This window comes from Alkalimonas mucilaginosa, assembly GCF_036327005.1.
Classification (GTDB): domain Bacteria; phylum Pseudomonadota; class Gammaproteobacteria; order Enterobacterales; family Alteromonadaceae; genus Alkalimonas; species Alkalimonas mucilaginosa.
The window spans coordinates 62,394-73,775 of sequence record NZ_JAUGZK010000007.1 but is presented as its reverse complement, the minus strand read 5'-3'; the positions used below and the strand labels follow the sequence as shown (position 1 = coordinate 73,775).

Annotated in this window: 11 protein-coding genes; 9 read left to right on the top strand and 2 right to left on the bottom strand. The window is 54.5% G+C overall.

Annotated features, from left to right (window positions below; all coding sequences use genetic code 11):
• Positions 1 to 466 precede the first annotated feature (466 nt).
• The 9 genes from hisG to QWF21_RS10850 all read left to right on the top strand — a co-directional run bounded on the left by hisG (position 467) and on the right by QWF21_RS10850 (position 9,864).
• On the top strand, positions 467 to 1,375 hold the full coding sequence (hisG, locus tag QWF21_RS10890) for an ATP phosphoribosyltransferase (RefSeq protein WP_330088082.1): 909 nt from the start codon (positions 467 to 469) through the stop codon (positions 1,373 to 1,375).
• A 3-nt stretch (positions 1,376 to 1,378) separates the two neighbouring features.
• Positions 1,379 to 2,758: a histidinol dehydrogenase gene (gene hisD, locus QWF21_RS10885; protein ID WP_330088081.1), complete on the top strand. Its 1,380-nt coding sequence runs from the start codon at positions 1,379 to 1,381 to the stop codon at positions 2,756 to 2,758.
• A complete protein-coding gene (gene hisC, locus QWF21_RS10880) occupies positions 2,748 to 3,848 on the top strand; it encodes a histidinol-phosphate transaminase (protein WP_330088080.1) in 1,101 nt (366 codons plus the stop codon). The genes hisD and hisC overlap by 11 nt, the downstream gene beginning before the upstream one ends.
• Positions 3,845 to 4,915 carry a bifunctional histidinol-phosphatase/imidazoleglycerol-phosphate dehydratase HisB gene (gene hisB, locus QWF21_RS10875; protein WP_330088079.1) on the top strand — a complete coding sequence of 357 codons (1,071 nt, stop codon included), beginning with the start codon at positions 3,845 to 3,847 and terminating at the stop codon, positions 4,913 to 4,915. The genes hisC and hisB overlap by 4 nt, the downstream gene beginning before the upstream one ends.
• Positions 4,915 to 5,523, top strand: a complete 609-nt coding sequence (gene hisH / locus QWF21_RS10870; RefSeq protein WP_330088078.1) for an imidazole glycerol phosphate synthase subunit HisH — start codon at positions 4,915 to 4,917, stop codon at positions 5,521 to 5,523. The genes hisB and hisH overlap by 1 nt, the downstream gene beginning before the upstream one ends.
• On the top strand, positions 5,520 to 6,257 hold the full coding sequence (gene hisA, locus QWF21_RS10865; protein ID WP_330088077.1) for a 1-(5-phosphoribosyl)-5-[(5-phosphoribosylamino)methylideneamino]imidazole-4-carboxamide isomerase: 738 nt from the start codon (positions 5,520 to 5,522) through the stop codon (positions 6,255 to 6,257). Before hisH ends, hisA begins: the two co-directional genes overlap by 4 nt.
• Positions 6,239 to 7,012, top strand: coding sequence for an imidazole glycerol phosphate synthase subunit HisF (hisF, locus tag QWF21_RS10860; RefSeq protein WP_330088076.1), 774 nt, complete (start codon positions 6,239 to 6,241; stop codon positions 7,010 to 7,012). Before hisA ends, hisF begins: the two co-directional genes overlap by 19 nt.
• A gap of 434 nt (positions 7,013 to 7,446) precedes the next feature.
• Positions 7,447 to 8,061 carry a bifunctional phosphoribosyl-AMP cyclohydrolase/phosphoribosyl-ATP diphosphatase HisIE gene (hisIE, locus tag QWF21_RS10855; protein WP_330088075.1) on the top strand — a complete coding sequence of 205 codons (615 nt, stop codon included), beginning with the start codon at positions 7,447 to 7,449 and terminating at the stop codon, positions 8,059 to 8,061.
• 114 nt (positions 8,062 to 8,175) lie between these two features.
• A complete protein-coding gene (locus QWF21_RS10850; RefSeq protein WP_330088074.1) occupies positions 8,176 to 9,864 on the top strand; it encodes a PocR ligand-binding domain-containing protein in 1,689 nt (562 codons plus the stop codon).
• A 68-nt stretch (positions 9,865 to 9,932) separates the two neighbouring features.
• On the opposite strand, the gene QWF21_RS10845 is transcribed toward QWF21_RS10850, so the two are convergent.
• Together QWF21_RS10845 and QWF21_RS10840 are read right to left on the bottom strand one after the other, a co-directional pair.
• Positions 9,933 to 10,784 carry a hypothetical protein gene (locus QWF21_RS10845; RefSeq protein WP_330088073.1) on the bottom strand — a complete coding sequence of 284 codons (852 nt, stop codon included), beginning with the start codon at positions 10,782 to 10,784 and terminating at the stop codon, positions 9,933 to 9,935.
• A gap of 115 nt (positions 10,785 to 10,899) precedes the next feature.
• Positions 10,900 to 11,325 carry a CBS domain-containing protein gene (locus QWF21_RS10840; RefSeq protein ID WP_330088072.1) on the bottom strand — a complete coding sequence of 142 codons (426 nt, stop codon included), beginning with the start codon at positions 11,323 to 11,325 and terminating at the stop codon, positions 10,900 to 10,902.
• Between the last annotated feature and the right edge of the window lie 57 nt (positions 11,326 to 11,382).

Genomic DNA, 11,382 nt, shown 5'->3' with positions numbered 1-11,382 from the left:
CGTCTTTCATTTTCGTTGGTATCTCGTAAAGTGCATTGGCTTAGCAAACAATAAGGAATATTGTATACAAAATCAAACCCAGCAGCCGGAAACAGACGATGACTATACAGCCTGAGCAATTTTTAGACAAAACCAATAAGTTTCACCGCTGATAAAGGGTTGATTTTTCATAACCAGAAAACCAATAAAAATAAATTGCAATTAAAATTAATAACTTAAATGAAGCAGACGCCTGCATTGGATTTTAAAAACAACTTGTCAGCAGCCGCACAATACGATAAGTTGTATAGCATCAAAACCAGACAACAAAGAGCAAGCGATGAGCCTGAATCTCATTCACCACCACCATCATCATTACTAAGCCATCCGGCTTTGTCGGAGGGCTGATGTTTGGTTCCTCCGGTGGCAGCTTGCAAAAACCCCGGGAGAGCCTGGGGTTTTTTCTTATTGATTTCGGAGTACCAGCATGACGTTTAACCAAAATTCCAATCGCCTACGGATTGCGATGCAAAAATCCGGTCGCCTGTCGCAGGAATCTCAGGCACTGCTTGGCAGCTGCGGCCTGAAAATTAATTTACGTGAGCAGCGGTTGATTGCGCATGTTGAAAACATGGCGATTGATATCCTGCGGGTTCGTGACGACGACATCCCCGGCCTGGTAATGGATGGCGTTTGCGATCTGGGCATTGTCGGCGAAAACGTGCTGGAAGAAGAGTCCTTGCAGCGCCAGCTGGATAACGAGCCTTGCGATTATGCCGTGCTTAGCCGGCTCAATTTCGGCGGCTGCCGCTTATCCATCGCCGTGCAGCAAGAGTCGGCCTACGATGGCCCGGCCAGCCTGAACGGCAAAACCATTGCCACCACCTACCCGCGACTACTCAATCGTTACCTGAAGCAGCAAGGAGTGCAAGCCCGCATCGTCACCTTAAAAGGGTCGGTCGAAGTAGCGCCCCGGGCCGGCCTGGCCGATGCCATCTGTGATCTGGTTTCAACAGGCGCAACCCTGGAAGCCAACGGCTTGAAAGAAGTGGAAGTCATTTACCGCAGCAAGGCGGTGCTGATTCAGCGTAAAGATCTGGCCGACGCCGCCCAGTTAACGCTGATCAACACCCTGATGCCACGCATCAATGCGGTGATGCAGGCCAACGAAAGCAAGTACATCATGCTGCATGCGCCCAAAGCCAAACTGAGCGACATCATTGCGCTGCTGCCAGGTGCGGAAAACCCCACCCTGCTGCCACTGGCTGGCAACGACGATCAGATGGCGGTGCATGTGGTCAGCAGTGAAACCCTGTTCTGGGAAACCATGGAGCAATTAAAATCCTTAGGCGCCAGCTCCATTTTGGTGCTACCGATAGAGAAGATGATGGAGTAAGGCATGACGCAGTGTCTGAACTGGCAGCAGCTAAGTGCTGCCGAACAAACCGCCGCTCTGGCCAGGCCCAGCCTTCCGGACTCGGCGGGGCTTACCACTACGGTGGCAGGCATTATTGCCGAGGTACGCCGCGATGGCGATGCGGCGCTCAAACGTCTGAGCACCCAGTTTGATGGCCTGACCGACAATGCCTTATTGCTGTCCCAAGCACAGCGAGCAGCCTTAATAGCAGAGCTTAAGCCCGAGCGCAAAGCCGCGATTGAGCTGGCTTATGGCAATATCCGCCGTTTTCATGCCGCCCAACAGCCCAGCGATATTCAGGTGGAAACCACGCCAGGTGTCTTCTGTGAATTGCGCCAGCGGCCAATTGGCTCGGTAGGCTTGTACATTCCGGGTGGCAGTGCTCCGTTGCCATCCACCGTGCTGATGCTGGGTGTGCCAGCCCAACTGGCCGGCTGCCCATGCACCGTGCTGGTGACGCCTCCGGGCCGGCCCTCGGCTTCGGACATCGCCCCGGAAATTGTCTATGCCGCTGAGCTTTGTGGTATTCAGCAAATCTTTACCATTGGTGGCGCTCAGGCCATTGCCGCCCTGGCCTATGGCACAGCAAGCATCCCCAAGGTCGACAAAATCTTTGGCCCTGGCAACCGCTATGTCACCGAAGCCAAGCAGCAAGTCAGTCAGGATGCGCAAGGCGCCATGATTGATATGCCGGCCGGGCCTTCCGAAGTGCTGGTGCTGGCCGATGACAGCGCCAATCCGGCCTTTGTCGCCGCCGACTTGCTGTCGCAGGCCGAACACGGGCCGGACTCGCAGGTCTTGCTGGTCAGCCCCAGTCAGTCGCTGATCGACAAAGTGCTGCAGCACCTGGAGCAGCAGCTCAAAATCCTGCCGCGGGCCGATATTGCCCGCCAGGCACTCAGTCACAGCCGGGCGATTTGCACTGCGGACTTAGCAACAGCGGTAGCCGTCACCAATGCCTATGCGCCGGAGCATTTAATTGTGCAAACGTACGACGACGATGCCCTGGTGCCGCAATTTACCAGCGCTGCCAGCATCTTTGTCGGCCCCTGGACGCCAGAGTCTGCCGGGGACTACGCCAGTGGCACCAACCATGTGCTGCCAACCTATGGCTACAGCCGAACCGCTTCCAGTTTGTCACTGACGGATTTTTACCGCCGCTTTACCGTGCAAAAACTGACGGCAGCGGGCATGCAGGCGATAGGCCCGGCCATTGTGACCCTGGCTGAAGCCGAGCAACTGGGTGCCCATGCGCTGGCGGTCTCTCTTCGTTTGCAACAACTGGGTTTACAACAGCTCGATTTGCCTGAGCCTGACATGCAGCAGGGCTTGGCACAAGGGGAGTCTTCGAATGAGCGTTAAGATATCTGAACTGGCCCGCGCCTCCGTGCAGGCCATTGTGCCCTATGCCTCGGCCAGACGCAGCATGAGTGGTGGCGCCAGCTGGCTCAATGCCAATGAGAATGCACTGGCGAGCGAGTACCAGCTCAGCGGGCAGTTTAACCGCTACCCTTCCTGCCAACCGGCTGCGTTGATTGAAGGTTATGCCCGCTACGCCGGCGTTCGCCCGGAGCAGGTGCTGGTCAGTCGCGGTGCCGATGAAGGCATTGAGCTGCTGATCCGCAGTTTCTGTGAGCCAGGCGAAGATCGGATTGCCATCTGCCCGCCGACCTACGGCATGTACGCCATCAGCGCCGAGAGCCATCAGGTCGCCTCCGTCATAGTGCCGCTGCAACCGGATGCCAGCCTGGATGTCGAAGCCCTGACGCAGGTCGCAGCCAAGCTGGTGTTTATTTGCAGCCCGAATAACCCGACCGGCGACCTGATTAGCCGCCAGCAAATTGTCAGCGTGCTGGAGCACTTTGCCAGCAGCGCCTTGGTGGTGGTGGATGAAGCTTACATCGAATTTGCCATGCAAGGGTCAGTGGTCGATTTACTGCAACAGTACCCAAACCTGGTGATCCTGCGCACCCTATCCAAAGCCTTTGCGCTGGCTGGCCTGCGCTGTGGCTTTACCCTGGCTGCGCCCGAGGTGATCAACGCCTTAAAGCAAATGATCGCGCCCTACCCCATTGCCGAGCCGGTGGCGCAAATTGCGGTGCAGGCTTTGTCAGAGCAGGGCATTGCCCGCATGCAGCAAAGCGTCGCCATCATCAATCAACTGCGCGCTGAATTCAGCGTTTTTGCCAGCACACTGCCCGGTGTATCGCGGGTTTGGCCGAGCCAGGCCAACTTTGTGCTGCTGCAGGTCCCGGATGCCGCCGCCTGCGTCAGCGCACTGCAACAGCAGGGCATTTTGATCCGCAACCAATCGGCACAGCTTGGCTTGTCGGAAGTGGTGCGAGTGTCGATTGGCAGCCCGGATGAGATGCAGGCACTGCAACAAGCGATGCAGGACTATTTTAGCAACACGGGTGCACGCACCCCCAATTCACAGGAAGCAACGGCATGAGTGGCCAACCGATCCTTTTTATTGACCGTGACGGCACCATGGTGGAAGAGCCCGCCATCGATAAACAGTTAGACAGCCTGGAAAAGCTGGTGTACGAACCCGGCCTGGTGCCGGCCTTGCTGAAATTGCAGGCCGCCGGTTACCGGCTGGTGATGGTGACCAATCAGGATGGCCTGGGGACCGACAGCTTCCCGCGCCCGACCTTTGATGCGCCGCACGACAAGATGATGCAGCTGCTGACTTCGCAGGGCATTCAGTTTGACGATGTGCTGATTTGCCCGCACTTTGAGCACGACAACTGCAGTTGCCGCAAACCCAAACTGGGCTTAGTTAAAGACTATCTGCAGCAAGGCAAAATCGATTTTACCAACTCCTATGTGATTGGCGATCGTCAGACCGATGTGCAGCTGGCAGAAAACATGGGGCTGCCGTCATTCCAATACCAGCGTGACAGCCTGGGTTGGGCCGAAATCACCCGGCGTATTTTAAGCCGGGGCCGAAGCGCCGAAGTGGTTCGTACCACCCGCGAAACCGATATCCGGGTGGCGGTGGACCTGGAGCAGCCCGGCAACAATAAGTTTGATACCGGCATTGGCTTTTTCGATCACATGCTGGAGCAAATTGCCACCCACGGCAACTTCTCGTTGCAGGTCACGGTAAAAGGCGATCTGCACATCGACGATCACCACAGCGTGGAAGATACGGCGCTGGCACTGGGTCAGGCGCTGAAAAAAGCCCTTGGCAACAAACGCGGCATCAACCGTTTTGGCTTTGTGCTGCCGATGGACGAGTGCCGCGCCGAATGTGTGATGGATTTATCCGGCCGCCCTTTGTTTAAATTCAACGCCGAGCTGGGCGATGGTCTGGTCGGTGGCCTGAATCTGGAAATGGTGCCGCACTTTTTCCGCTCACTGAGCGATGCCATGCTGATGACGCTGCACTTGAGCATCACCGAAGGCAACAAACACCATCAGGTGGAAGGCTTGTTTAAAGCCTTTGGCCGGGCCCTGCGCCAGGCCATTGCTGTCAGTGGCGAAGCCCTGCCAAGCTCCAAAGGGGTGCTGTAATGAGCGGTTTGGTTATTGTGGATACCGGCTGCGCCAACATCAGCTCGGTGTATTTTGCTTTTAAACGGCTGGGCGCAGACGCCACCATCAGCAAGGATCCGCGCGCTATCAAAGCCGCCAACCGCATTGTGCTGCCGGGCGTTGGCAGTGCCCGTCAGGCCATGCAGAACCTGCAACAGCGTGAACTGATTGAATGTCTGCAAGCGGTACAGAAAAATGTGCAGCAACCGCTGCTGGGTATTTGCCTTGGCATGCAGCTGCTGACCGCCCACAGCATGGAGGGCGATGTGCCCTGTCTGAATTTGATCCCGGGTGAAGTGCTGCCGCTGCAGGCCAATGGCCTGCGCCTGCCGCATATGGGCTGGAACACCCTGCACAGCATCAGCGATCACCCGCTGATGGCTGGTTTTGATCCCCAGGATTACCTCTATTTTGTGCACAGCTTTGGAGTGGCTCCCAACCGCTACAGCTTAGCGCTGTGCGATTACGGCAACGATTTTTCAGCGGTGATTGGCAAAGGCAATGTGGCCGGTGCCCAATTTCACCCGGAGCGCTCCGGCAAAACCGGTGCCCGTTTACTGCAAAACTTTCTGGAGTGGCAACCATGATTATTCCTGCCATTGATTTAATCGACGGCCAAATAGTCCGGCTGTATCAGGGCTCGTACGACCAAACCACCGAATACAGTTTCAGCCCGCTGGCGCTGCGCGATCAATACGCTGCTGCCGGCTCACCCATGTTGCATGTGGTGGATTTATCCGGCGCCAAAGATGCCAGCAAACGCCAGTTGGCCTTGCTGACCGAGCTGATGACCAAGGCCCCGCTTAACATCCAGGTCGGCGGTGGTGTACGCTCAGAGCAGGATGTGCAAGAGCTGTTAGCGGCTGGCGCCAGCCGGGTAGTGATTGGCAGCCTGGCCATTCGACAGCCCGAACTGGTGCAAAGTTGGCTCAAAGAATACGGTGGCGAACGCATTGTGCTGGCCTTGGATGTGGCCATTAACGCTGAAGGCGAGAAAACCCTGCCCAGCCATGGCTGGATTGAAGCCTCCAATGTGACCTTAGAGCAGGTGCTGGATGGCTTTATTGCCGCCGGCGCCAGGCATGTGCTTTGCACCGATATCAGCAAAGATGGCACCTTAAGCGGCTCCAATGTCGCTTTGTATCAGGAGCTCACCAAAGCCTACCCACAGATTGCCTGGCAAGCGTCCGGCGGCATTGGCTGTCTGGACGATATCCGCGCCCTGCGTGGCACCGGTGTAGCCGGTGTGATCCTGGGCCGCTCCTTACTGGAAGGCAAGTTTACCTTGGAGGAGGCCATAGCATGCTGGCAAAACGGATAATTCCCTGCCTGGATGTGCGGGATGGTAAAGTCGTCAAAGGGGTGCAATTTCGCAACCACGAAATTGTCGGCGATATCGTGCCTTTGGCAGAGCGCTACGCCAAAGCCGGTGCCGATGAACTGGTGTTTTACGACATCACCGCTTCGAGCGATGGCCGGGTGGTCGATAAAAGCTGGGTGCAGCGCATCGCTGAAGTGATTGATATTCCGTTTTGCGTCGCTGGTGGCATCAAAAGCGTCGAAGATGCCGGTCGCATACTGGAAATGGGTGCCGATAAAATTTCGGTCAATAGCCCTGCCCTGCTTAGGCCAGAGCTGGTGCGCGAGCTGCACGATACCTTTGGTCAGCAGTGCGTGGTGGTCGGCATCGACAGTTTCTTTGATGTCGCCAGTGGCCAGTATCAGGTGTACCAGTTCACCGGCGATGAGAGCCGCACCCAAAAAACCCGCTGGCTGACCCGCGACTGGGTGCAAGAGGTGCAGCAACTGGGTGCCGGTGAAATTGTGCTGAACTGCATGAATCAGGATGGGGTACGTAAAGGCTATGATATTGCCCAGCTCTCGGCCATTCGCGCTTTGTGTCAGGTGCCTTTGATTGCCAGTGGCGGCGCCGGGGCAATTGAGCACTTTGCCGAGGTGTTCCAGCAAGCCGATGTCGATGGCGCTCTGGCAGCCAGTGTGTTTCACAAAGCGGTGATTGAGATTGCCGACTTAAAAGCGCAGCTGATTGCGGCTGGGGTGTCGATTCGGCCTTGATATTTATTAAAGCAACAAGAGCAGACTGCACACGGAGACGCCGTGAATACATCCCTGTAGGCTCTGCTTTGGCATCCATGCCAAAGAAGCTCCGCTTAGCAGCCTGCTCCTGTTGCTTGCAGACCGCGATGCAGGGATGACCAGATGGTGTTTTTCCGGGAACCTGAGACGCTCGGACGGCGTCTCAAGAGCGCCCAGGGATGGGTTTACAGCGTTTCCCGAAAAAATCACCATTGGTCAGCCCGGTTAGAATGCATCGGTGTTGGCAACAAGAGCAGACTGCACACGGAGACGCCGTAAATACATCCCTGTAGGCTCTGCTTTGGCATCCATGCCAAAGAAGCTCCGCTTAGCAGCCCGCTCCTGTTGCTTGCAAAGTTTGGTGTGTAACCAATGAAACCATAAACTAAATGAAACAAACTTGAGAAACGACCATGAATAAAGACACCATCAGCCAACTCAAATGGCCCGACACCGGCCTGCTGCCAGCCATTGTTCAGCACGCCATCTCCGGCAAAGTGCTGATGCAGGGCTATATGAATCAGCAAGCGCTCAGCCACACCCTGAGTAGCGAAAAAGTTACTTTCTTTAGCCGCAGCAAACAACGGCTCTGGACCAAGGGCGAAAGCTCAGGCCACACCCTGGACTTGGTTGCCATCAGCAGCGACTGCGATGCTGACAGCATCCTGGTGCTGGCGATGCCCAAGGGCCCGACCTGCCATGTTGGCACCGAAACCTGCTGGCACGACAACCAAAGCAACAGCCCGGCGCTGAGCTTTTTGTACGATTTGGAGCAGGTGATTCAAAGCCGCAAAGAGGCCGACCCTGCCAGCAGCTACACCGCCAGCCTCTTTGCCAAGGGCGTGAAACGCATCGCCCAGAAGGTCGGTGAAGAAGGCGTCGAATCCACCCTGGCGGCCATGGCCGGCGATCGGGAAGAGCTGAAAAATGAAGCCGCCGATTTACTGTTTCATTTGCTGGTGTTGCTGCAAAGTCAGCAGCTTGAGTTAAACGATGTCCTGACAGTGTTAAAAGAGCGTCATCGCTGAGCAAATAACACTGCTTAACTGGCAAGCAAGGCATACAGTTACACGCAAAAGGCCGCACTGTAAAAATGCTTGCATCGCTCCCTTGCGCTCAGCTTGGGCTAGAATTTACAAGTCATGACAAAAAAACAATCCCACCTGCACCGTGAGGCCAACCTGATCCAGATGCTAGACCCAATAGACAGCGACTGGAATCAGGCTTTGGCTGCACCCGATGAAACGGTTGCCGAAGAATTGGTAGCCGCCATCGACTTTTCCCAATTAAATAGTCTGTTCGATAATTTTTTGCAGGTAATGGGCATTCCCATTGCACTCATAGACCTGCAAGGCAAGGTATTGGCATCATCACGCTGGCAACAGGCCTGTGCTCACTTTCATCGCCAGTCCCCCACCACCTTAAACCGCTGCCTGGAAAGTGACCGGGATCTTGCGTTGCAGTTGGAGCAAGGTAAAAACTATTCGGTGTACCGCTGCCGTAATGGACTGATTGACTGCGCCACCCCAATCTTGCTCGAAGACCGCCATATCGCCAACCTCTTTATCGGTCAGTTTTTTACCACCGAGCCTGATATCGCCTACTTTACCAAGCAAGCTGAGCAAGCCGGCTTTGATGTCACGGAATATTTAGCTGCCATTGACGAAGTGCCGATTCTGGATGAAGCCAAACTGCCCGCCCTGCTCAATATGCTCTCGGCCCTGGCCCTGCAAATCAGTCAGCTTAGTTTGCTTAATAGCCGCTACCAGCAAAGTCTGCAGCAAACCGAGCAACTGGTGACTGCCCGAACCCAGGAGCTGCAAATGCAGAACGCCATCTTGCAGCAAATAAGTGAGGGAGCCCCACTTACCACTGTGCTGCTGCATCTGGTGCAGCAAGTCGAAGCACTGCACCCAGGCGCGATTTGTTCCATCTTGTTGCTTGATAACGATGGCCAGACCCTGCGCCATGGCGCCGCCCCCTCGCTGCCCGAAGCTTACAATCGGGCACTTGATGGGGTTCGTATCGGGGAAGGGGTCGGCTCTTGCGGCACTGCTGCCTTTACCAGAAAAACGGTGATAGTCAGCCATATTCAGCAGCATCCCTACTGGCAATCCTACCTGGCTTTGGCGGAGCTGGCCGGCGTTCAGGCTTGCTGGTCGCAACCCGTGCTGAACCCGGAGGGCAAAGTGCTCGGTACTTTTGCCATCTATTACCAGCAACCCTCAGAGCCATCCGAAGCCTTGCTTCAAAAAATCGACAGCTACAGCAAGTTGGCCGAACTTGCCATTAGCCGCAGCCTTAGCAGTCAGCAAATTCGCCAACTGGCGTTCTACGACAGCCTGACAAAACTGGCTAACCGGCGTTTGCTGGAAGAGCATCTGTTGCAGGTGATAGCAGCCAGCCAGCGTAGCCAGAAATTTGCCGGCCTGATGTTTATTGATTTGGACAACTTTAAACCGGTCAATGATCTTTATGGCCATAAAACCGGTGATACCTTGCTTATCGAAGTCGCCAGCCGCTTGCAGCTAAGCGTCCGCAGTGCCGACACCGTAGCACGCTTTGGCGGTGATGAGTTTGTGGTTCTGCTGCGCGATATGGATACTGATAAACACAAAGCCCGTCAGCAACTGGAGGCACTGGCCAGCAAAATCCAACAACGGTTGCTGCACCCTTACCCTTTACCTGGCGGCAGCATGCACCAGTGCAGCTGCAGCATCGGTTTGGTATTGTTTATGGGAGAAAGCAGTAGCGATGAGTTGTTACGCCAGGCTGATGCTGCCATGTATGCCGCCAAAAAACAGCACAGCCTAACCAGTTGGTATGATTAAATCCTGTAACCATCATTACAAGGTGGCCTGCGCTGGTCACCTTCAAAAACGAAGCTCAACACCAAAATTTAACGCTTGAGACGCCACAGTACAGCAGGAAGTCCAAACAGCATCAACATCAAAGTCGCTGGCACTGGAACTGGAGTCGGTTGCTCTGTCGCAGGAGGAGTAAAAGTTTGTATATTTAGCTGCATAGCGCCAGCCCAGACTCGGGTTGAGTCCAGAGTAGCCCCATCACCAATCTGGAACATCATGTTAGGTGCCAGCCAGTTGCCCTGAATGGAACTGGTACCGATATTGGCAGCCGCCAGATGGCTGTATTCAGTTGCCGTATTGTATTGATGGAAATTAAAAAACACCTGATTGGGGTTGATGCCATGCAGCAGAATACCGCCGCCATCCATCAGAAAAAAGTCGGCAATATTAAAAACAAAAATATCATCGGCGTTACCATAGATCTCTACCCTTTGATGCGCCATTTGCACCGGGGTTAACTGAAACACATTTAAACCACCAACTCCCTGGTATCCATGGAGCGCCTGAAGACTTGTCTGCTGTCCTCCCAACGACTGCAACTGTTGGGACAAGTGCAACAATTGCTGATTCAGCAGGCTAAAGTGATGTTCTTGCCATTGCTGCCAACCACCATCTAACCTTACGCCCTCACCGACCCCGGCCTGAACACCTGCTGCATACCCATGAATATGACTTCCTGCACCAAACTCTGGGTTTCGTGCTGCCACATTTCCATGCACATCACTTTCCGAGCCAAAACCAAGGTAGCCTGCCTGGGAACTCTGGCCATTGGCTCCGGCAAAGAGCGCAAACTCAGCCAGCGAGCCAACATCAAACACGCTGGCAACAGACAGCGACGATGTAGTTAAACAGAAAACTGCAAACAATCCTTGTATCAGACGCATTGGTAAGAACTCCTTTTGCTGCGCAATGACAACGTTGTCACGCAAAGTGCGCAAATAATAGCCAATCTAAAAATAAAAACAAGTCATTTAATCTGGAAAATGTGTTTTTAGTACTCTAATCACCGAGCAATTGCCCCGCCAAACGGACAAAATCTGAAGACGTGAGTATACCAAGTAGCTGGTCGTCCGCATCCACCACTGGCAGGCAGCCGTGTTTATTTTTTAAAAAATAACTGATGACCTCTGCCAGTGCCTGTTCTGGTTGCACTGTAGCAAAATCTGTATCCATGAGCTCACCAATGATTTGCTGCTTTTCTTTACGCTCCAGCGCACTGGTGCCGTATTTAGCCAGCAGCCCCATCACCGTCGCAATCATCTTTTTTTGGGTCAGCACCCCAACCAATTTATCTTGTTCATCCAGCACAGGAATATGCCGGATATTCTTGTTCCGCATTAGATCATGCGCATCTTTCAGGCTTTGCTCACGGCGCACAAATAAAGGATTCGCGGTCATCAACTCCGCTACCGTTTTTGCAGTCATGCTCTGGTCTCCTCGTTCAGACTTAGTGCTAGCTTAGTCAATTCCAAAACAATTTTC

Bases quoted from the DNA above. Each gene is read 5' to 3' on its own strand.
- QWF21_RS10845 (WP_330088073.1), bottom strand. From the start codon at position 10,784: ATGCGTCTGATACAAGGATTGTTTGCAGTTTTCTGTTTAACTACATCG.
- hisC (WP_330088080.1), top strand. From the start codon at position 2,748: ATGAGCGTTAAGATATCTGAACTGGCCCGCGCCTCCGTGCAGGCCATT.
- hisA (WP_330088077.1), top strand. From the start codon at position 5,520: ATGATTATTCCTGCCATTGATTTAATCGACGGCCAAATAGTCCGGCTG.
- QWF21_RS10840 (WP_330088072.1), bottom strand. From the start codon at position 11,325: ATGACTGCAAAAACGGTAGCGGAGTTGATGACCGCGAATCCTTTATTT.
- hisB (WP_330088079.1), top strand. From the start codon at position 3,845: ATGAGTGGCCAACCGATCCTTTTTATTGACCGTGACGGCACCATGGTG.
- QWF21_RS10850 (WP_330088074.1), top strand. From the start codon at position 8,176: ATGACAAAAAAACAATCCCACCTGCACCGTGAGGCCAACCTGATCCAG.
- hisH (WP_330088078.1), top strand. From the start codon at position 4,915: ATGAGCGGTTTGGTTATTGTGGATACCGGCTGCGCCAACATCAGCTCG.
- hisIE (WP_330088075.1), top strand. From the start codon at position 7,447: ATGAATAAAGACACCATCAGCCAACTCAAATGGCCCGACACCGGCCTG.
- hisD (WP_330088081.1), top strand. From the start codon at position 1,379: ATGACGCAGTGTCTGAACTGGCAGCAGCTAAGTGCTGCCGAACAAACC.
- hisG (WP_330088082.1), top strand. From the start codon at position 467: ATGACGTTTAACCAAAATTCCAATCGCCTACGGATTGCGATGCAAAAA.
- hisF (WP_330088076.1), top strand. From the start codon at position 6,239: ATGCTGGCAAAACGGATAATTCCCTGCCTGGATGTGCGGGATGGTAAA.